The sequence below is a fragment of the Moraxella canis genome (assembly GCF_002014965.1).
GTDB classification, from domain to species: Bacteria; Pseudomonadota; Gammaproteobacteria; order Pseudomonadales; family Moraxellaceae; genus Moraxella; species Moraxella canis.
Window position 1 is genome coordinate 59,818 of record NZ_MUXT01000005.1, and the last position, 20,827, is coordinate 80,644.

Here is a 20,827-nt window from a genome sequence, read left to right on the forward strand (position 1 = left end):
AGTCCAACTTTTGGGGTGCAGATCAGACGCTCACTTTGTCGCCGATTTGAAATTCGCCAGCGTCATCGCCCACCGCCACGACCACGCCTGCCCCTGCATAACCCAAAGTCGCAGGGAACACAGGGTCAATCACATACGCCCCTTCCCGATACATCATCTCGGCACGGTTTAGTCCCAAAGCGTGCATTTGGATTTGCACTTCGCCCGATTTTGGGCGGGGATTTGTACATCAACGATTTGCAGGACATCAGGCGAACCTGTTTTTGTAAATTGGATTTGTTTGCTCATTGTTTTGACCTATATTAAAAATGGGCGTATTTTAGCGTTTTAAAATAACAATAAGAATGGCGAAAAATGGGAAGTTGGTTTTTAAAAATGGAAAGATTGGGCGTTTTAGTCCGTCTGAAAAAAATGCCGTCTTAAAAAAGCATCAAAGATGTAGGGTGCAACTTGTTGCACCATTTTCCTGATGAAATATTGGGTTGGTGCAATGACGCACACTGCGAAACTGTTTGAAAAACACAATGCCGTCTGAAAAAGTATTAAAGACCTTTTCAGACGGCATAAAAAAACACCGCTTTATCAAAAGCGGTGTTTTTGAGGTCGTTTTGTCATTGGAAGAAGCCTGCGGAGCTGTGGTCTACAACTTGCTTTTGCGCAGCCGCAGTGCGTTGCCGACCACGGATGCCGAGCTTAGGCTCATCGCCAGTGCGGCAATCATCGGCGAGAGCAGCCAGCCGGTAAAGGGGTACAGCACGCCGGCGGCAACAGGAACCCCTAGGCCGTTGTATAAGAAGGCAAATAACAGGTTTTCCTTCATATTGCGCACGGTGGCCTCAGACAATTTGCGTGCGGTGGCAATACCCCGCAAATCGCCTTTGACCAGCGTGATTTGCGCACTGCTCATTGCCACATCGGTGCCGGTACCCATTGCGATGCCGACATCGGCTTTGGCCAGTGCGGGGGCATCGTTGATGCCGTCGCCTGCCATTGCGACCACCCGCCCTTCGTTCTGAAGCCGCTCGATCAGTGCCAGTTTGTCGGCGGGCTTGACTTCGCCGTGCACTTCGTCGATGCCCAGTTTTGCGCCCACGGCGTTTGCCGTGGTCAATCCGTCGCCGGTTGCCATAATGATGCGCAGGCCGGCTGCTTTGAGCGAGGCCAATGCTTCGGGGGTGCTGTCTTTTACAGGATCGGAGACGGCAAGCAGTCCCGCAAGATGTTCGTCCGCAGCCAGATATATCACGCTGGCACCTTCACTGCGCAGGGATTCGGCCTGCTCGATCAGTGGTTCGACGCTAAGCCCGTTCTGCTGCATAAACGCCGTGTTGCCCAGTGCCAGCGCACGCCCTTCAACCACGCCGCTCACGCCGATGCCGCTGCCTGAATCAAACTGTTCGGGTTTGCTCAGCTTCAGCTGTTGTGCCCGTGCGGCCTGCACAATGGCGTCGGCCAGCGGGTGTTCGCTGCCCTGATCCAAGCTGGCGGCCAAACGCAGCACTTCTTCGGCGGAAAAGCCTGCTGCCGCAACGGCACGGTCAAAGGCAGGTCGGCCTTCGGTGAGTGTGCCGGTTTTATCAATCACCAAAGTGTCTACTCGCCGCAAGTTTTCGATAGCGGCGGCATCACGGAACAATATGCCCCTGCCTGCCCCGCGTCCTGTGGCGACCATCACCGACATCGGAGTGGCCAGTCCCAGTGCACAGGGGCAGGCGATAATCAAGACCGCAACGGCGTTGATCAACCCGAACACCCAAGACGGTTGCGGGCCGAACACGCCCCAGACAAAGAAAGTGGCAACGGCAACGGCGACAACCGCCAGTACGAAATAGCCTGCCACCCCGTCGGCCATACGCTGCATCGGTGCTTTGGAGCGCTGCGCCTGGGCCACCATCTGGACAATCTGCGAAAGCACGGTTTCCAAACCGATGCGCTCGGAGCGGATGACGAGCGCACCGCCGGTGTTGAGCGTGGCGCCGATGACTTTGTCGCCGGTGGCTTTGCGCACCGGCAGCGGTTCGCCGGTCAGCATCGATTCATCTACCGAGCTTGCGCCCTCAACCACCACGCCATCGACAGGCACTTTTTCGCCGGGGCGTACACGCAGAAGGTCGCCGATGTGGATGTGGCTGAGCGGCACATCTTCTTCAGCACCGCCCGGGCCGATACGCCGTGCGGTTTTGGGCGCCAGTCCGAGCAGGGTCTTGATTGCCGCCGAAGTCTGCGACCGGGCTTTGAGTTCGAGCATCTGGCCGAGCAAGGTCAGCGAGATGATGACGGCCGCCGCCTCAAAATACACGCCGACCCGCCCCATCGATACAAACGATGCCGGAAAGATGCCGGGTGCAGCGGTGGCAACAACGCTGTAAACGAAGGCTGCACCCGTTCCCAGTGCAATCAGCGTCCACATATTGGGACTACGGTTTGCCAGCGACTGCCAACCCCGTGAGAAAAACGGCAGTCCCGCCCACAGCACGATCGGCAGCGACAGCACCAGCTCTACCCAGCTTTGTGCGGCCATATCCATCAGGTTCAGACGCTCGCCGAACATGGCCAGGATGGTGACCACCACGGTCAGCGGCAGCGTCCACCAGAAGCGCCGCTGAAAATCCTTCAACTCGCTGTTGTCCTCTTCATCCAGCGGAATGATCGGCTCCAGCGTCATTCCGCATTTGGGACAGTTGCCGGGATGATCCTGCTGCACTTCGGGGTGCATGGGGCAGGTGTAGATGGTGCCGGCCGGCTCGGGCGCGGTGTCCTCGGGTGCAGTAGATACAAGGTATTGCAGTGGGTTCGCTGCGAACTTGCCTTGGCACTTGGCGCTACAGAAATAGTAGGGCCGCCCTTCGTGCGTCAATTTGTGTTCAGACTGCTCCGTAACGATCATGCCGCACACCGGATCCTTTAGATCCTTTGGCGAGGCTGGCTCGGCAGGGGGGTGACTGCCGTGATGGTGGTGTGAATGTATGTCCATTGCTTACTCCTTGTTGTTGGTGCGCCGTGGCGGCTGCGCATGGTTGCCGTGCCCACCATGGCCGCCGTGGCCGTGCATCAGGTGCATTAGCGGACAGGCGAGCAGCAGCAGGTAGGGCCAATAACCCAGAACATGGCCCCAGTGCTCTCGCAGCAGATAAAAACCAGCGATCACGGCAGCCGTTGCCAGCACCAGCACTGCCGCCGTCAGGGGCAGCGTGTACCAAAAGCGTCGGGAAAAATCACGCAGCTCCGGATTGTCGTCGTCCAATTCAGGCATCAGCGGCTCCAATGCCATACCGCAAAGAGGGCAGTTGCCGGGGCGGTCTTGCCGGATTTCCGGATGCATCGGGCAGGTGTAGCCCGAAGCAGCCGCTGCATCGGACGGTGTCTGCACAGGGCGGTGCTGTCCGTGTCCGTGTCGGCACTCGTGGTGTTTGGGCGGTTTGTGTGTTTCTTGCTTCATCACAATTTCTCCTGTTGGGTTCATAGGGTCATCACCGGTCGTTTACCGAAAAAGCAGGTACGCATTGGGTCGGTCAGAATGACGGTTTTTTCAGGCTGCCTGCAAATACCGATGCCGTCTGAAAAAGCAGAAGGTTCAGAACATCGCTTGCCGATGTGTCCGACAAGTCGGCATCATCATTTCCTTGGGGCTTGTTTTAAAGGCTGCCTGAAAGCCGCCTTGGCAAACCCGGTTATGCTTTCACTTCCAGCATGCCCATCATGCCGAGGTTTTCATGTTCGAGAATGTGGCAGTGGAACATTTTCAGGCCGGGATGGTTTTGCCGGGTGCGGATCCATACCGTTTCGTTGGGGCGCAGGTTGACGGTGTCTTTCAGGGCGCGATACGCGGCGTTCTCGCGCTTGCCCTGCCATTCGCGGCGGATGATTTCAAACTGGGTGCCGTGCAGATGGAAGGGGTGATCCATATGGGAGAGGTTTTGCAGCATCCATTCTTCGCTTTGCCCCGCCCGGGTGTGCAGATCAATGCGCTTCATGTCGAAGGTTTTGCCGTTGACCAGAAACATGCCGGTCATCATCGGCGGCGGGGTGTCGGCGCCTACCGTGCCCGTTGCCGTGCCGTGGTTCATGCTGCCATGGTTCATGCCGCTGTGATTCATCATGTTCATCACTTCGCTGAATGCCACGGTCTGTTGCGCTTGGATGTCTCCCCATGGTGGCAGGGTGCGCAGTTTGGGCGGGATGTCGGCCTGCTCCCCGGCAAAACGGACGTGGGCCAGGGTGAGCGTGGACGGTGTTTCCTGTACCATCATTTTCTGGCGATCGTAATACAGGCTGTGCAGCGCCGCCCGGGTTGGCGCCGTGCCCTGCAAAATCACTTCCACCCGTTCGGCGGGCGCCAGAAACAGTTCGCTGACCGCAGGCAACGGTTGTTCCAGCAATCCGCCGTCGCTGCCCACCACGATCCATGAGATGCCGGGTATCTGCAAACGCAGGTAACGGGCGCTGGTGGCGTTCCAGATGCGGATGCGCTCGTTTCCCTGCACACGGATGTCGGGGCGGTATTGGCCGTTGATGAGCACAAATTCGCCTTCGCGTCCGTTCATCCAGTCGGTCGGGGTGTTGGGCGGAATGCTGCCGTCTGCCGCCAGCCGCAGATCGGAAATCAGCCAATGCTGCTCCGGCCTGCCGGCCAAGGGATCATCTTTGGCCCGGACAATCAGTGTGCCAGCCAATCCCCGGTATACCTGCTCCGATACATGCTCGTGCGGATGGGGGTGATACCAGTAGGTGCCCGCGCTGCCTTCCGGCAGGGTGAAGCGGTAGACGCGCTGGTCGCCCGGCGGCACCGGGTCTTGCGGGTTGCCGTCCGCCTGCGCCGGGACATCCAGCCCGTGCCAGTGGAGGGTGGTTGGCTGCGGCAATGCGTTGCGAAAACGGATTTCCACCGTGTCGCCTTCCTGCACCACGATTTGCGGGCCGGGCAATTGGCCGTTGTAGGCCCAGATTTCGGTTGTTTTGCCGCCTGCCAGCACGGTGTGCGTTACTTGCGCGGTCAGCTCGGCCTGAAAATGAGCGCTTCGGGCAGAACGGTTGGCCAGCAGCGGCAAGGCAGACAGGGCGGCGCCGGCGGGCATGGCTTCGGACGGCATCAATGCCGTTGCGCCTGCCGGCGCCGATCCGGCGCTGGCCGGCGTGCCGTGCATGGCGTTGCGCATGTCATGTCCCTGGTGTGCGCCGCCCGGCATCTGCTGCGTTTCACTGTTGCGCGAGCAGGCGGCCAGCCCAATGCCAGCCCGATGCCGTATTGCAGTATCCGACGTCTGCTGATGGGTTGCATATGACGCTCTCTTTCAGGGTTGGGCCGGGTAGGACTGAAAAACCTGATTGCCGCCGTTGGCTTGCACCAGCAGCACTTGATACGCCATGCGGCGGTTGCCGTAGGCGGGGCCGTCCATGCCGGGAGAACCCAAGGGCATGCCGGGCACGGCTAGGCCGACGGCGTCAGGTTGTTGCTGCAACAGCCGCCGAATATCGGCTGCCGGCACATGGCCTTCGATGACGTAGCGGCCGATTTTGGCCGTATGGCAGGAGGCGTGGCGATCGGGCATGCCCAGACGGCTGCGCGCTTCGCGGTTACCGGTTTGATGAACGGTGACTTTGAAGCCGTTGGCTTCCATGTGTTTGATCCAGTCGCTGCAACAGCCGCAGTTCGGATCTTTCCACACTTCCACGTCCGCCGCTTGTGCGGAAACGGTCGGAATCAGCGCCGCCAGACCGGCAGCGACCAAGGCGGCCGGCAGCAGCAGGCGGACGGCACGGTTTTTGATGAATGTCATTGGATTCTCCTTGTCAAAATGGGCATTGATAACATTGGGCAAATGACAGATTCGCCCAATGTCCATTTCACTATTTGGTTTTACGATTCACACGCACAGCCGTTGCAAGTGCAGTCATCACAAATGCAGGGCTTGCCGTTTTGGCATTGGCAGTCCGGACGGCAGTTTTGCCCCGTGCAAGACTGGCAGCCGCAATGGGCGTGTCGGTTTTGAACAAAATCAACGTTCATAACAGTTTCTCCGAATGTTAAGTTAAAGTGGATTATTAAAACAAAGTGCTTTTAAGCGATTAAAAGCATTGATTTTTTGTTTTGATGTGTCTATCATAAACCATAACCTTGCGTTAGGGTCAAGGGTTATTTTTACTTGATAACATTTTTTTACACACCACTCAATAAGGAGCAACAATGAACATCGGACAAGCGTCTAAATCTACCCAACTTTCCGTCAAACAAATCCGTGATTATGAGAAAGCAGGCTTATTAATTAACCCATCACGCAGTGAAGCAGGTTATCGGATTTATAACTCCAATGACATCGCTCGGCTAAAATTCATCGCCAAAGCAAGGGGCGTGGGCTTTTCGCTTGCACAGATTGGCGAGCTTTTGGCACTGCAAGACAATCCACACCGCACAAGTGCTCAGGTCAAAACGCTCACCGCCAGTCATATTGATTTTTTATCCAATAAAATCAAAGAATTAAAATCAATGCAACACACCCTGCAAGTGTGGAGCGATGCCTGCGGGGGCGATGACAATCCCGACTGCCCCATCTTAAAAGGCTTGGGCGATTTTTAACCACCATCAAAGCAAATGAATGCCATAGCTTGATAACAGCCTTTTACGATGGCACTTGTGGGCTGGTTGTTTTTTCGGGTGTTTTTTGCTGGCTGGGTAGATGAACAATCGGCAGGCGAGTACATTGCAGGTATGATTTTGCTTGGGGTGGCGCCTTGTACGGCAATGGTTTTTGTGTGGTCGCAACTGATCAAAGGCGACCCCAATTACACGCTGGTGTAAGTGTACTTAAATGATGTGATTATGATTTCTGCCTTTAGCCCCAAAGCGTGCATTTGGATTTGCACTTCGCCCGATTTGGGGGCGGGGATTTGTACATCAACGATTTGCAGGACATCAGGCGAACCTGTTTTTGTAAATTGAATTTGTTTGGTCATTTTTTTACCTTATTTATGAAATGGAATGAGCGTATTTTAATGTATTGAAATTAGGATAAGAATAGCGAAAAATGGGAAGTGGGTTTTTGGATTTGGAAAGGTGGCTTCGGACAATTAAAAAACATTTCAATCATACTTGAAATATTGAAATTTCTTGTTATAATTACGCCTATGAATACGATACAAGCAAGCAAACTCTTTGAGAGCCTGTCTTCTCCGATAAGACTGGCGATTTTTCAACAACTTACCGCCGCAGGCAGTACTGGCATGATTGCTGGCGACTTGGCAAAACAGCTTAACCTTGCCCCGAATAATGTGTCTTTTCATCTAAAAAACCTGTTGCATTCGGGGCTTGTGCGTGTGGTGCAGGAAGGACGGCACATGCGTTATTTTGCCGAGCTGGATTTGATGATGGCATTGACCCATTTTCTGACCCAAAACTGCTGTTCTCAAACAGGCGAATCTTGCCAGTGATTTTCAGGCAGCCTGAAAAATTATTGCCAAATATTTCTATATTTCTTGAAAGATTGGAGTAACTATGAACATTACCATTTATCACAACCCAAACTGCGGTACTTCACGCAATGTGCTGGCACTCATCCGCCACGCTGGTATTGAGCCACAAGTGATTGAATATTTGAAAAATCCGCCAAGTGAAACGACCTTGCGTAATTTAATCAAACGCATGGGCATCACGCCCCGCCAGTTACTTAGGACGAATGTAGTGCCGTATGAAACGCTTGGTTTGCAAAACGAAAAGTTAAGCGATGACGAACTCATTTCCGCCATGCTTCGTGAACCGATTTTAATCAATCGTCCGATTGTGGTGAGCGAAAAAGGCGTGAAATTATGCCGTCCGTCCGAAACAGTTTTGGCATTTTTACCGCCTTTTGCGATCCCGTTTGTCAAAGAAGACGGCGAAATTATTAATCATAAGGAGTAAATCATGGGGTTGTTTGAACGTTTTTTAAGCCTTTGGGTGGCGTTGGCGATTGTGCTGGGCGTGGTTTTGGGTGTTTGGTTGCCCAATGTATTTCAATGGGTTGCATCTTTGGAAGTGGCTCATGTGAATTTGCCTGTGGCGATACTGATTTGGCTGATGATTTATCCGATGATGATTCAGATTGATTGGTCGGCAATCAAAGACGTGGGCAAAAAACCAAAGGGCTTATTTTTAACCTTATTTATCAACTGGTTGGTCAAGCCGTTTACGATGGCGGTGTTCGGCTGGTTGTTTTTTCGGGTGTTTTTTGCAGGTTGGGTGGACGCACAGTCGGCACAAGAATACATTGCCGGCATGATTTTGCTGGGTGTGGCACCGTGTACGGCAATGGTGTTTGTGTGGTCGCAACTGGTCAAAGGCGACCCCAATTACACTTTGGTGCAGGTTTCGGTCAATGATTTGATTATGATTGTGGCGTATGCTCCGATTGCAGGCGTATTGCTCGGCGTAAGCGACATAGAAATTCCGTGGAATACCTTGATTTTAAGCACGGTTTTGTATGTGCTGTTGCCCTTGCTGGCAGGCTGGCTTACCCGCTCTTATTTACAAAAATCGGGTAAATCGGTGGCACAATTTTCAGGCAGCCTGAAACCTTTTTCCATTATGGGTTTGATTTTGACGGTGGTGTTGCTGTTTGCCTTTCAAGCCCAAACCATTATTGCCAATCCCTTGATTATTTTGCTGATTGCCATTCCCTTGCTGGCACAGACTTACGGCATTTTTGCCTTGGCTCACGTTTTGGCAAAATGGCTCAAATTACCACACGAAATTTCCGCCCCTGCGTGCTTGATTGGCACGAGTAATTTTTTTGAATTGGCGGTGGCGGTGGCAATTTCTTTGTTCGGTTTGCATTCTGGGGCGGCATTGGCAACGGTGGTCGGTGTGCTGGTGGAAGTGCCTGTGATGCTCTCGCTGGTGTGGTGGATAAACCGAAAATCGCTGGGGAATAAAGGGGTGTAGGTTTTTCAGGCAGCCTGAAAGTTATTTTGCAAAATTTAAAAATAAAAACACCGCTTGAACATCAATCCAAACGGTGTTTTAAATTAACTGACTTTTAATTCCGCCCAAGCCCTTTTGATGATTTCTTGACTGGCTTGTAATGCCAAAAATGCCAAAACAAACGCCACAATTAAATCAGGATATTTTGATTGAAAAAAATAAACTGCCATACCCGCCAAAATTACCGCCACATTACCAATCGCATCATTGCGAGAACAAAGCCATACACTTCGGACATTACTGTCGCCATCACGAAATTTTAATAATATCAACACCGCTGACACATTCACCAACAACGCCAAAAATCCCACAATGCTCATTTCAGAATAACTGGGCATTTCCCCATAAAACACACGATAAATGGTTGTCATTAAAATAAATAAACCAAAACCGCCCATCGTTAGCCCCTTAACCATAGATGCTTTGGCTCGGTAACTTAACGCCATTGGCAAAACAATCAAACTTATCAAATAATTGGCACTGTCGCCCAAGAAATCCAAACTGTCCGACAACAGCGAAGTTGAACCTGATTTAACCCCCATCACAATTTCCACAAAAAACATTGATAAATTTAATATCAAGACAATCCACAAGGCTTTTTTGTACTTGGGCGATTGATGAATGGGCTGATTTGAACCACAACAATTTTGGCACGCCATTTTTTTTGATCCTGTTTTAAGATGAAATTTGCTATACTATAAACTCCGTAGTCATTACAGGGTCAAGCCAAAATGTCAAAATTTTTTAAAATAAAACAAGCCAGTGAACAAACAGGCGTACATTTGGAAACCATTCGTTATTATGAAAAACAAGGCTTAATCGCCCCTACACATCAACAAAACGGCTATCGTGTGTTTGATGACAATCAGTTAGAACAATTACGCTTTATTAAAACTTGCCGTAATATCGGTCTTTCTTTAAGTAACATCAAAACGCTGTTGCAATTACAACAAACGCCTAACAAACAATGCAATGAAATCCATGCACTTGCCGAGCAACATTTGGCATATTTGGACGAACAAATCACAGAACTACAACAAGTTAAAACTTTTCTAATGCAATTTGTGGGTTGTGAAAATAAAACGGTTGATAAGTGTCAGATTATTCAAGGTATTAAAGAAAAAGAATAGCGGAATATTTTTCAGGCAGCCTAAAACCCTTTTCCGTGATGGGCTTGATTTTGACGGTGGTGTTGCTATTCGCCTTTCAAGCCCAAACCATTATTGCCAATCCCTTGATTATTCTGCTGATTGCCATTCCCCTGCTGGCACAGACTTACGGCATTTTTGCCTTGGCTCACGTTTTGGCAAAATGGCTCAAATTACCACACGAAATTTCCGCCCCTGCGTGCTTGATTGGCACGAGTAATTTTTTTGAATTGGCGGTGGCGGTGGCAATTTCTTTGTTCGGTTTGCATTCTGGGGCGGCATTGGCAACGGTGGTCGGTGTGCTGGTGGAAGTGCCTGTGATGCTCTCGCTGGTGTGGTGGCTTAATCGGCAGGTAAAATAACGATGTGCCGTCTGAAACTTATTTTTCAGACGGCACATTTACCTTAAAACAATCAAACCTTTACCAAAATCTTCCCAATCTGTGCATTGCTTTCCATATAACGGTGAGCTTCCGCCATTTCATCAAAAGCAAAAACTTTGTCAATTTCTGGTTTTAATTGACCGCTTGCTAAGCCGTCAAACACGAATTTTTTCGCTTGAGCGAGTTTTTCTGGTACGGTAGTGATTTCAAACAATTCATAGCCTCGCACGGTTAAGTGTTTGCCTAAAATTGGGAACACAGGCACGGCGATATCATCGTGGCTTAATGCACCGTAGATGATGTATTTGCCGTCTTGTGTCATTGCGTTGATAATTTTTGCTGCTTCTTTGTCACCCAAAGGGTCGAACACCAAATTCACGCCTTTGCCGTTTGTAATTTCTAGTAATTTAGCCGTAACGTCATCTTCTTTGGTGGCAATCACAAAATCCGCCCCTTTCTGTAAAAGCACATCGCCTTTGGCGTGCGTGCGAGACAGAGCAATCACGTTTGCCCCTTGCATTTTGGCGATTTGAATGGCGGCAATGCCTACCGAGCTGGTCGCTCCGCCCAATACAACAAAATCGCCTTTTTGCACCTTGCCAAATTCAATCAAACCGCCGTATGCGGTTACAAACATCATCCAACTTGCCGCAGCTTGTTCCATTGTGAGGTTTTCAGGGTGTTTTACCACAGCGTGAACGGGCATATTTACGATTTCGCCATAAGTGCCGTATTCGGAACGTGTCCGCCCGATTTTAATGACCACCATTGCAATGGTAGCGGGAATGATCCCGGCCGTGTTTGCCAGCGGTGCAGGCGCGGCATTTAGAGCACCTATGGCAATCGCTGTCATTTGTGGTTTAGTCGCCTCAACCTTGTTGAGCCTAGTATTTGTGCCTGTAGTTTATTCCTTAATGGATGACCTCAGAGAATGGCTAGCCCCGAAATTAGCCAAATTAACATCAGTAACACCGGAGGATAGAATCCCAAGAAGAGAAGGATAATCTTTTTGAAAAAATACTGTTTGAAATTTAAATTTCAAACGGTATCTCTTTATCGATGCTGGCGATTAACTGCAATAAGTGGCTTATTTAGCTTATCTTCTGTCATCCCATGCATATATGCATTATATTGCCATACAATAAATTGCTGTTTATATCGCTCATTAATTTCTTCCAAACGTTGTACTTGAGCTTTTAAATTCTTAACTTGCTTTTGCAGATAATCCATTGTTACATTCGGTTCTGGATTAGCTTTAGTACTTTCTTTTATTTTTTGTTTTCGTCTAGTAAAGGCTGTTTGAATATCTGAATAATTTGCAAGAGACTGTCTCTCAATACTTTTAACATTCAGTAGTTCTGCCACTTTATGACAGAGTAAATCCCATGTTAATTTACCCTCCCAAGTATTAATCAACATGATTATATCTTCTAAATTTTCTTCTGTAATAAGAATTTTAGGCATACTATAACTCCATTAGTTTATATAAATCATCGTCTAACTTAGCTGTTTCTTTCTTCTGTATATCTAGATCCATTCCTCTTTCCAACAAAGCTAATTTAATAGGGGAAGGATCATACTCATCAGGCATCCTTAATAATGAACCATTTGGGATGCTCTCATCTTCTAAGAATTTAATTTTAGTTTTTATGTGAGTTAGTCTCCATCCTAAATTACTTATCCAGCGATCTGCACCAAAAACACCTATTTTATGGTGCTCTTTAGCTTTATTAAATTGTTCGGTTATCTGGGATTCACGCACCTTTAAGATTTCTAAGGAGTGCTCTAAACCTTTAATACAAACAAGCTCTTTACATGTTTCACAATCTCCATGACGAGAACATGGAGACATTGCATAATCATGTTCACAGATCCCTATTTCTGTTACCGTTGCGATTCCAATTCTATCTTTCCCTAAGTCTTCATAGGTAATAGGAAGATTCAAATGAATTTTATCTAAGATAGAAATATCTTCGGGAATGAGTAAATTCCTAACTGATTCACTTTTTTCTTCTTCTGTTCTGTGATCATAAGCCTTGTTATCTGCAACTCTTGCTCGTCCTGCCCAATTAGCTAAAGTTAACTCATCCATTCCTCCTCGTTCAGCTTTTGTACTTAACCAATGTCTTGCATTGTGTGATGGTAATCTTATGAATTCTCCTTTGGATGTGCCTATACAATGTTTTTCCCATAATGATGTTTTAGGACGAGTTTCAGAATAGCAAAACCTATCATTAATTTGATTCACCGTTGGTAACACAAAAGAAAAACTTTTAGGGGAAAAGTCATCATGAAATTCATTTTCTCTAAATAATAATAAAGCTTCAGAAACCTTAACATTTTTATGTTTATCGACATAAGGCCAATTATGAAATTTTGATGTATATTTTTTATATAAAAATTTTCCTAACACCTCATAAGTTATAATTCCATCATTTTCACTTATTAAATTTTTAAACCATTTAGCATTAGTGCTATTTTTGCCAATATCTAGTACTTCAGCAATTTCACTTTTAGTTAAAGGCTTTTGGTATAAAGAACGGGATAGAGCAGCCTCTTTATTGGATAACATCAATATATTAGGATTTTCTTCTGCAAATTTAGCAACTCCTCTTGCTAGGGTGCCTATATTTGTTAAGCGTTTAACGGCTTCAACAACAATATCTTGCATACAGCTAGGAACCTATTTTAATCCCTCTTTACCATTTTTTGCAGGTATCCATCGAATACCTAACTGCTTATTTCCCAAGCTATCATCCTCCCATTCTAAGCAATTAACAGATAACGACATTAACTCAGAACAACGGGATGGAGCAACCATAAGTAGAACCATAACAGCTGTGTAATATTCAGTTTCTTTGCCTAAATTGGGAGCATCATGAAAGAGTTTAGCAACCAACATCATTTCTTCATCAGTTGGCATTTTACTTGAGCGGTATTCTTTCCCTTTTTCATCCAGTAATATAGTCAAATCTCTAGGGCGTTTGTAAGGACTTTTCCATAAAGGTAGTTGAGGTGTAATTTGATTTTCTCTACAAAAATCAAATAATTTTTGAATTTGATAACCTAATTTATTGACTGATTTTGTACCTTTTTTATATTTTTTTGATACGATATTTTCTACTTCATGAATAACTAAATAGTCAAGCTGAAGTATGTCAGCCTTTCCTTTAATATTGTAGAGAGCCATTTCAACTATACGTAAAGATTCAGTATGTCGGGCTAAATTCCGAATGGGATTTAGAGAATAAATATAACGAATATAGGCTTTGGCAAATTCAATGAATGGTGCAGCTAATGGCTCATATTTATAAGTTGTAGATTTAATTCTTTCTGTGGAAAAACGAACCTGAACTGGATAAATGCTGAATGTTGTTTTCCATTGGTTGTTTTCCCAGCAATCATTTCCAAAGGTAGTAAGCTGATTTTTACTGAAATTAATAAATTGCTCTAAATTAGATTTAGGATTATTATCTTTCGGAGTAAAAATTAGATTGTTCATAATTAGTAGCTCCCAATAGTTCTTTTCATATCATTGCAAGCTTGAACAACATACTCAACAGCTAAAATAATACGATCTTTGGATGATGCATAATCTATGCTTTTGGTTTGTTTTAAACGCTCTTCCTTTTCCTTATACAACTTATTTAAGATTTGTTGATGAGGACCATCAACGAGCGGTCTAAACTTAGGACATAAATAACAAGTTTCATAGCCAGTTATACAAAAATCATTTGTACCACAAGCACCTATTGTATCTATTCCGTTATTGGTTATTAAAGATGTTGGATCGTACCCCCTCTCGCTTTCATTTAAGTTAGAAATAATTCTACCTGTAAATGCTTGAGCTAGTTTTCCCATTTCAGCACCCATAACACGATCAATGTATTGCACTGTATCAGCTGTATTTTCAGTATAAACTTTAACGTTTTGTGTATCTGTATGATCTAGGAGCTCTGCTATAATCGTTGCCCCAACCCCTTTTCTTCCTAGATTTGTTCCTCTAGTATGGCGAAAACGTCTTGCTGTTACATGAATAATTTCACCTGTTCGTTCTGAAATTGCTTTTTGGTGAATACAGAATTTTCGTAATGCGTATAGCTCCAACGAAGAAGCAGAATAATGAAAAATATCTTTGTTTAATAATGAAAGATCAAAATTCCTATTTTTGATATTCTTCTTTAAACAATTCCAATCAATAAACATTGGTAATTTCATTTTATAACTAGAAATAAAGGTTTCATCAACCAGACTAAGCAATTTCTTATATTGATGTTCCATAAAGTTTAGGAGAATTAAATATAAGTCCTCTGTGATAGCAAGCTTTTTAAACGTTTCTCTAAATAGCCCTCCTCTTTTTTTTGCACTAGGGATATTTAGAAAATAATTCCATGTTCCTTGAGAGATTTCCTTTCTTAGGTCTTCAAATTTTAAATGGCGTATTTGAATGGGTCTTCTAGCTGTAGATTGAAGTAAGTGAATATATGCATATGTTTCAAATGAAATAAGATCTTCTCTCCAAAGTCTAGCAAGTTCAGCCATTAAAGCCAAAATTTCATTTTCGGTAAATGCTCCTGTATAAGGGCATCTCATTAATACCGATTTACCTTTATCATTTCCACTCAACGTAAAGCTTTCTAGCAATGACACAACAGATTTATCAACTCCATAATAGCCATACTCATGCCATGACAGTAAAAAACCCTTTAATGCTCCTAAATGCCACTCACGCTCTTTACCTAAAGTAGCTTTCCAATTTATTATCACAGATGTATCAATAATATTTGAGTTAGTACTTATTACGAATTCTTGGAATCGACGATGCATATTAAAAGTATGGTAGCTAGAATATTTTTCAGCATAAATAGCAAGTGTTTTTTTAAATCCTGCTAGTGTTTTATGATCTATATCTAATACAGCTTGAGAGAAATTAATTGTAATATCTTTACTTATATGCTAAGAGTTTTCATTTTCATCAAATACATACCCATCTCTTGACTGTCTAAGACGTTTATTCTGATTCATAATTATCAACCTTTTTTTGAAACTCAATCTGAAGATCTAATAATATCTTGTTAGCTTTTTCTCTTATATAACGTTGATTATAAATATTTCCTGATTTTTCGGATGTATGTCCCATAAGATGTTGTCTCATCTTTGCTTCTTTTTCGGAAGAAATAAAATCTTTATGAGAGAAATCATGATTTATATTTTGATTATTTTTATCCACCTTTCGTGAAAAATCTAAGTTCCATTCATGACGAAAAATATGCGGATGAATAATAGAAAATTTAGGATCTATCTTTTTCATTGTTGGTACAATAACGTTATCAAAAGAACTGGTACTAATTGGGTTTCCTTGCGTTTTTCCTTTTCGATGGGTTACAAATAAATATGGATGTTTATTAGCGTTAGGAATCTTAGAGCGATAGTTCATAATATAGTCATTGATAAGTTGAGCTATATTTTGTGAAATAGGAAGTCGCCTTTCTTTCGTTTTACTTACAGCTTGCTTCTTCCTTGTGTCAAATTTATCATCATGTGTTCGTCTAATTGTAATTGAGGATTTAGCTGTTCCTATATCAATAAATGGGATTTGAATTGATAATAGCTCTCCTCTTCTAATCCCTAATTCCTTTAATAAGATAAACATCAAATGGTTTCTTTTTCTAATTCCAATATCTTGAAATGGATTATTAGGATTAGAAAAGTTCGCAATAGACATAAACTCATCTAACAATCCATCAGGTAGCTCACTTTCTGGTTTGATAGATAATGTTTTATGATTTTTAGGTCTTGACTCTTTAATTAACGCAATTAGTTTCGTCAATTTTTCAATATATTCATTAGGTACATTAATTACTTTAGATAGAAATAATATGTATTCTGAAAGCGTTGTTAGTCTATTATATTGATGACTAAGAGATACGGCAGAATAAATATCAATAAATTGAGTCCTACCTTTCATTAACACACTTTTTTTTGTATTGATTACATTCTTTCGCTTTTTTACATTTATTCTCATATGTTGGATAAGAGATTCTAATTGGTTTTCTGTTAAGAGTACTTTGTTATGAATTAGATCACTAATAACAAGATTATTCTGTTTTTCCCAATTCATTATCCACTGTATAGTTCCCAGCTTATTTCTAATTGTGTTTACTGCGGATTGATTACGTAGTTCTACAGTTACCCATAAGGTTGAATAAAAATCAGGAATACCAGTTTTAACATTAACCAATATAGGAAAACGTTCTCCATTTGAAAAAAGGACTGTTTCTAATCTATGCATATTCATTTAATTTACAAAAATATCATATATAAATACTATCAAATAAAGATGTTTTGTCAAAAATAATGTAAAAAAAAGAGAACCCTTTTAAAATAAAGGGTTCTCTATATTTATATGGATTTTATTTTACAGTTTTAAATTATATGTAACTCAAAAAGGCATATCATCATCCGACAAACCTTGTGATGGCGTGATCACGGGCTTATTCGCTGGTGGCGTATTTGGCTTTTGGGTAGACGGTGCGTCTGTATTTTGCTCAATGTGCGCTGGCTGCCCAAAAGAGTGGTTTTGTGCCATCGGGTTACCCTGAGCCTGAGGCGCTCGCTCTTGGGGATAGCCTGAATTTGGGTAAGCTTGGTTTGGCTGAGGCGGCGCATATCCTGATGAATTTTGACCACCAAATTGATTGCCTTGTTGATAGGCGTTATTTGGATATTGCCCACCTTGATTTCTTGGATTTTGATATGGCTGATTACCAGCGTAGCCACCTTGAGGATTGGCATAGCCGCTATTATCACCGCTGGCACGGCTGCCAAGCATTTGCATATTATCAGCGCGGATCTCTGTTGTATAACGCTCTTGACCTGTCTGGGCATCTTGCCACTTGCGTGTGCGCAAACTGCCCTCAACATAAATCTGTGAGCCTTTACGAAGATATTGTGAGGCGATCTCCGCCAATCGGTTGTTGAATACCACACGGTGCCATTCGGTATGCTCTTTACGCTCGCCCGTATTTCTGTCCGTCCAGCGCTCAGAAGTAGCGATCGATACCGTTGCGATCATGCCACCATTATCAAAATTACGAACTTCTGGGTCGTTACCTAAATTACCCACAAGAATGACCTTATTCACACTCATAAGATTTCCTTTGCTAGTTTTTTAATAAATTTTAATCATTAAATGGTTGGAATTAAGCATACTTTACGCAATTTTTGGATAAATTGCCATCAGTTTTTGGCAAATTTACAAAATAATTCTGTAAAATCTCATCCTTGGCTAATCTTCAGACAGTGACTGCGCCTGCTCAAGCATGGGCTTTAAAAATCTGCCCGTATGTGAGCGATCATCTTGGGCGACGGTCTCAGGCGTGCCAGTAGCGACAATCTCGCCGCCGCCGCTGCCACCTTCATAGCCCAAATCCACAATCCAATCTGCCGTCTTAATCACGTCCAAATTATGCTCAATCACGATCACCGTATTGCCGCGGTCGCGCAGCGTATGCAAGATATGTAACAGCTTGGCGATATCATGAAAATGCAGACCTGTCGTCGGCTCATCCAAGATATATAAAGTTTTGCCAGTATCTCGCTTGGCAAGCTCTTTGGCAAGCTTGACGCGCTGAGCTTCACCGCCTGACAGTGTGGTCGCCGACTGACCCAAGCGGATATAATCAAGACCCACTTCGTGTAGCGCTTCTAAGCGGCGATGGATCGCAGGAATGGCTTCAAAAAACACCATCGCTTCTTCGACAGTCATATCAAGCACATCACTGATGGATTTGCCTTTGTATTTAACTTCAAGCGTTTCACGATTATAACGCTTGCCATGACACGCATCGCATGGCACATACATGTCTGGCAAAAAGTGCATCTCAACCTTAATCAAACCATCACCTTGGCACACCTCACAGCGACCACCTTTAACATTAAAGCTAAATCGCCCTGCTTTATAGCCGCGCGCTCTGGCTTCTGGCGTTTGGGTGAATAGATCACGTATCAAAGTAAATACGCCTGTATACGTCGCAGGATTTGAGCGCGGTGTCCGACCGATGGGGCTTTGGTCAATATCGACCATCTTATCCAAATGCTCAAGCCCTGAGATTTTTTCGTATTTTTCGGGGATAAGCGTAGTGGCGTTATTTAAGGCGGTGGCAGCCAGTGGCATGAGTGTACGATTAATCAGCGTCGATTTGCCCGAACCTGAGACACCTGTAATACAAGTCATCACACCGATCGGGATTTGCAAGCTGACATTTTTAAGATTATTGCCGCTAGCGCCGTCCAAGCAAATGTGCAATGGCTCTTGAATGGTTTTTTTGCCTTTGGTTTTTTCGATGGTTTTAGGCGAATGGCGAGTGCTTGGCACCTCGATGCGCCGCTTACCCGACAAATACTCACCCGTCAGCGACCCTTTGGTTTTGGCTACTTGGGCTGCTGTACCCGACGCCACAACGCGTCCGCCATGCACGCCTGCACCCACGCCAATATCAATGATATGATCAGCTTGTCTGATGGCGTCTTCGTCATGCTCGACAACCACCACCGTATTGCCCAAATCGCGTAAGTGCATCAAGGTGGATAATAAACGGTCATTATCGCGCTGATGCAGACCGATGGATGGCTCATCAAGCACATACATCACGCCCATCAAGCCTGCACCGATTTGGCTTGCCAATCGAATGCGCTGCGCCTCACCGCCCGACAGCGTCTCAGCCGATCGCGCCAAGGTCAAATACTCCAAACCAACCTTTGTTAAAAAGCCTAAGCGCTCTTTGATTTCCTTAAAAATCTTGTCAGCGACCTCGCCTTTTGCGCCTTTGATTTTTAAGTTTTCATAATATTGCCAAGCCTCTCCGATCGGCAAGTGAATGATGTCGCCGATCGCTTTATCCTCAACGCGTACATGGCGCGCGATGTCATTAAGGCGCACGCCATGGCACACGTTACACTCGGTATCCGACAGATATTGTGCCAATTCATCTCGCACCAAATTGCTCGTCGTCGTGGCATAGCGGCGCTCCAAATACGGTAAAATCCCTTCAAATGGCGCAGTCTTAGTCGTTTTGCGTCCCCGTTCATCGGTGAAATTAAACTCAATTTTTTCTTTGCCTGAGCCTTTTAAAATCAGGGCTTGCTGCTGATTTGGCAGGCTTTGCCAAGGGGCATCCATATCAATCCCAAAATGGCGGCAAACCGTCGATAGCAAGCCAAAATAATACGCATGACGCTTATCCCACCCATGGATCGCACCTTGATTGAGTGACTTTTCAGGGTGAGTGACAATGCGCTCAGCGGCAAAATACTGGCGTTTGCCCAAGCCATCACACGCAGGACACGCACCAGCAGGATTATTAAAACTAAACAATCTGGGCTCAAGCTCACTCACCGCACGATCGCATACAGGGCAAGAATGCTTGGCAGATAATATCTGCTCATCTTCGCCCTCAGGATTGCCGTCCATGTGATATAAAATGGCAATATCGTGACCCAATTTAAGTGCCACCTCTAAGCTTTCGGCGACGCGATTGCCCAAGTCCTCACGCACTTTGAAGCGATCAACGACCACTTCGATGCTGTGTTTTTTGTTTTTTTCAAGGCTGGGCAAATCATCAGTTTCATAAATCACCCCATCGATACGCACGCGCGTAAAGCCCTGAGAAGGCAGCTGTTCAAGCAGCGCGGTGTGCTCGCCTTTACGCTCACGCACCACAGGCGCCAGTATCATCAGCTTGGTATCCACAGGCAAGCTCATCACCCCATCCACCATCTCACTGACGGTCTGTGCGACCATCGGCTCGCCATGCTCAGGGCAATACGGCACGCCCACACGCGCAAACAACAGGCGCAAATAATCATACACCTCGGTAATGGTGCCCACCGTTGAGCGTGGGTTGTGGTTGGTGGATTTTTGTTCAATGGCGATCGCAGGTGACAAGCCTTCGATACTATCGACTTCAGGCTTTTCCATTTGACTTAAAAATTGGCGCGCATAGGCTGATAAGCTTTCTACATATCGGCGCTGACCTTCGGCATACAGCGTGTCAAAAGCAAGCGACGACTTGCCAGAGCCTGACAAACCAGTAATCACCACGAATTTATCTCGAGGGATATCCACATCAATATTTTTTAGATTGTGTGTGCGTGCACCGCGGATACTGATTTTGTCGTGCGCCATAGACTTACCTTTTGATATGTTAAACAGATAGTATAAGGCATAATGGGGTAGTTTTGATGCATTTTAAAGTGAGAAATTGTAAGGGTTTTATGATCTTTGCAATATTGATTTTACATCTTTCCGTAGTAAGCCAATACCGACTTTTTATATTACAGCG

Annotated in this window: 23 protein-coding genes and 3 pseudogenes; 8 read left to right on the top strand and 18 right to left on the bottom strand. The window is 45.4% G+C overall.

Translation table 11 applies throughout. The features are described 5' to 3' along the window. Positions 1–22: 22 nt before the first annotated feature. From B0180_RS04235 to B0180_RS10150, 8 genes and pseudogenes are all read right to left on the bottom strand, one after another. Positions 23–187 (bottom strand): alcohol dehydrogenase catalytic domain-containing protein, encoded by a 165-nt coding sequence (locus B0180_RS04235; RefSeq protein ID WP_013746103.1) that lies wholly within the window; start codon positions 185–187, stop codon positions 23–25. A 453-nt stretch (positions 188–640) separates the two neighbouring features. After that, positions 641–2,737, bottom strand: a pseudogene (locus tag B0180_RS04240) (copper-transporting P-type ATPase); the annotation flags it as partial. Between the two features lie 51 nt (positions 2,738–2,788). After that, a pseudogene (locus tag B0180_RS10405) lies at positions 2,789–2,974 on the bottom strand (YHS domain-containing protein); the annotation flags it as partial. Between the two features lie 3 nt (positions 2,975–2,977). After that, positions 2,978–3,172, bottom strand: a complete 195-nt coding sequence (locus B0180_RS10190) for a DUF2933 domain-containing protein (RefSeq protein ID WP_420866056.1) — start codon at positions 3,170–3,172, stop codon at positions 2,978–2,980. Then, positions 3,158–3,370: pseudogene (locus tag B0180_RS10235) on the bottom strand (heavy metal-binding domain-containing protein); the annotation flags it as partial. The pseudogene B0180_RS10235 and the gene B0180_RS10190, both read right to left, overlap by 15 nt. Before the next feature lie 301 nt (positions 3,371–3,671). Then, positions 3,672–5,156: a multicopper oxidase family protein gene (locus B0180_RS04250; protein WP_233424922.1), complete on the bottom strand. Its 1,485-nt coding sequence runs from the start codon at positions 5,154–5,156 to the stop codon at positions 3,672–3,674. 135 nt (positions 5,157–5,291) lie between these two features. Further along, on the bottom strand, positions 5,292–5,777 hold the full coding sequence (locus B0180_RS04255; RefSeq protein ID WP_078255814.1) for a DUF411 domain-containing protein: 486 nt from the start codon (positions 5,775–5,777) through the stop codon (positions 5,292–5,294). Positions 5,778–5,847: 70 nt separating this feature from the next. Further along, positions 5,848–5,994: a hypothetical protein gene (locus B0180_RS10150; protein WP_005612067.1), complete on the bottom strand. Its 147-nt coding sequence runs from the start codon at positions 5,992–5,994 to the stop codon at positions 5,848–5,850. 190 nt (positions 5,995–6,184) lie between these two features. On the opposite strand from B0180_RS10150, the gene cueR reads away from it, so the two are divergent. Both cueR and B0180_RS04265 read left to right on the top strand, forming a co-directional pair. After that, positions 6,185–6,574, top strand: coding sequence for a Cu(I)-responsive transcriptional regulator (cueR, locus tag B0180_RS04260; RefSeq protein ID WP_078255815.1), 390 nt, complete (start codon positions 6,185–6,187; stop codon positions 6,572–6,574). A gap of 48 nt (positions 6,575–6,622) precedes the next feature. After that, complete coding sequence (locus B0180_RS04265; RefSeq protein ID WP_208609381.1) at positions 6,623–6,796, top strand: hypothetical protein; 174 nt, start codon at positions 6,623–6,625, stop codon at positions 6,794–6,796. On the opposite strand, the gene B0180_RS10045 is transcribed toward B0180_RS04265, so the two are convergent. Beyond that, a complete protein-coding gene (locus B0180_RS10045) occupies positions 6,781–6,951 on the bottom strand; it encodes a hypothetical protein (RefSeq protein WP_208609382.1) in 171 nt (56 codons plus the stop codon). The two genes, B0180_RS04265 and B0180_RS10045, sit on opposite strands and share 16 nt — an antisense overlap. A gap of 171 nt (positions 6,952–7,122) precedes the next feature. Here B0180_RS10045 and B0180_RS04270 point away from each other — a divergent pair, with 171 nt between their 5' ends. From B0180_RS04270 to arsB, 3 genes are all read left to right on the top strand, one after another. Beyond that, on the top strand, positions 7,123–7,425 hold the full coding sequence (locus tag B0180_RS04270) for an ArsR/SmtB family transcription factor (protein ID WP_078255938.1): 303 nt from the start codon (positions 7,123–7,125) through the stop codon (positions 7,423–7,425). A 64-nt stretch (positions 7,426–7,489) separates the two neighbouring features. Continuing rightward, entirely contained in the window at positions 7,490–7,894 is a 405-nt protein-coding gene (gene arsC / locus B0180_RS04275; protein ID WP_047977621.1) for an arsenate reductase (glutaredoxin), read from the top strand. Between the two features lie 3 nt (positions 7,895–7,897). Beyond that, the gene (gene arsB, locus B0180_RS04280) at positions 7,898–8,914 is read left to right on the top strand and encodes an ACR3 family arsenite efflux transporter (protein ID WP_078255816.1); all 1,017 of its coding nucleotides are present in this window, start codon (positions 7,898–7,900) and stop codon (positions 8,912–8,914) included. 83 nt (positions 8,915–8,997) lie between these two features. Here arsB and B0180_RS04285 read toward each other — a convergent pair whose 3' ends face one another. Further along, a complete protein-coding gene (locus B0180_RS04285) occupies positions 8,998–9,612 on the bottom strand; it encodes a cation diffusion facilitator family transporter (RefSeq protein WP_078255817.1) in 615 nt (204 codons plus the stop codon). Positions 9,613–9,684: 72 nt separating this feature from the next. Here B0180_RS04285 and B0180_RS04290 point away from each other — a divergent pair, with 72 nt between their 5' ends. Both B0180_RS04290 and B0180_RS04295 read left to right on the top strand, forming a co-directional pair. Beyond that, positions 9,685–10,083, top strand: coding sequence for a Cd(II)/Pb(II)-responsive transcriptional regulator (locus tag B0180_RS04290; RefSeq protein ID WP_078255818.1), 399 nt, complete (start codon positions 9,685–9,687; stop codon positions 10,081–10,083). Between the two features lie 50 nt (positions 10,084–10,133). Beyond that, on the top strand, positions 10,134–10,463 hold the full coding sequence (locus B0180_RS04295) for a bile acid:sodium symporter family protein (protein ID WP_208609383.1): 330 nt from the start codon (positions 10,134–10,136) through the stop codon (positions 10,461–10,463). 52 nt (positions 10,464–10,515) lie between these two features. Here B0180_RS04295 and B0180_RS04300 read toward each other — a convergent pair whose 3' ends face one another. Next, entirely contained in the window at positions 10,516–11,337 is an 822-nt protein-coding gene (locus B0180_RS04300; RefSeq protein WP_005631031.1) for a zinc-dependent alcohol dehydrogenase family protein, read from the bottom strand. Here B0180_RS04300 and B0180_RS10335 point away from each other — a divergent pair. Then, positions 11,270–11,488: an efflux RND transporter permease subunit gene (locus B0180_RS10335; protein WP_276526506.1), complete on the top strand. Its 219-nt coding sequence runs from the start codon at positions 11,270–11,272 to the stop codon at positions 11,486–11,488. The two genes, B0180_RS04300 and B0180_RS10335, sit on opposite strands and share 68 nt — an antisense overlap. A gap of 49 nt (positions 11,489–11,537) precedes the next feature. On the opposite strand, the gene B0180_RS04310 is transcribed toward B0180_RS10335, so the two are convergent. From B0180_RS04310 to uvrA, 7 genes are all read right to left on the bottom strand, one after another. Then, positions 11,538–11,948 carry a hypothetical protein gene (locus B0180_RS04310; RefSeq protein ID WP_078255820.1) on the bottom strand — a complete coding sequence of 137 codons (411 nt, stop codon included), beginning with the start codon at positions 11,946–11,948 and terminating at the stop codon, positions 11,538–11,540. Between the two features lies 1 nt (position 11,949). Next, complete coding sequence (locus B0180_RS10245) at positions 11,950–13,155, bottom strand: hypothetical protein (protein WP_233424923.1); 1,206 nt, start codon at positions 13,153–13,155, stop codon at positions 11,950–11,952. Positions 13,156–13,167: 12 nt separating this feature from the next. After that, positions 13,168–13,986: a hypothetical protein gene (locus B0180_RS10250; protein ID WP_233424924.1), complete on the bottom strand. Its 819-nt coding sequence runs from the start codon at positions 13,984–13,986 to the stop codon at positions 13,168–13,170. Between the two features lie 2 nt (positions 13,987–13,988). Continuing rightward, a complete protein-coding gene (locus B0180_RS04320; RefSeq protein ID WP_338065586.1) occupies positions 13,989–15,437 on the bottom strand; it encodes a site-specific integrase in 1,449 nt (482 codons plus the stop codon). 58 nt (positions 15,438–15,495) lie between these two features. Next, positions 15,496–16,782 carry a site-specific integrase gene (locus B0180_RS04325; protein ID WP_208609385.1) on the bottom strand — a complete coding sequence of 429 codons (1,287 nt, stop codon included), beginning with the start codon at positions 16,780–16,782 and terminating at the stop codon, positions 15,496–15,498. Between the two features lie 144 nt (positions 16,783–16,926). Next, on the bottom strand, positions 16,927–17,634 hold the full coding sequence (gene ssb, locus B0180_RS04330) for a single-stranded DNA-binding protein (protein WP_078255821.1): 708 nt from the start codon (positions 17,632–17,634) through the stop codon (positions 16,927–16,929). 138 nt (positions 17,635–17,772) lie between these two features. Further along, positions 17,773–20,670: an excinuclease ABC subunit UvrA gene (gene uvrA, locus B0180_RS04335; RefSeq protein ID WP_078255822.1), complete on the bottom strand. Its 2,898-nt coding sequence runs from the start codon at positions 20,668–20,670 to the stop codon at positions 17,773–17,775. Positions 20,671–20,827: the final 157 nt, after the last annotated feature.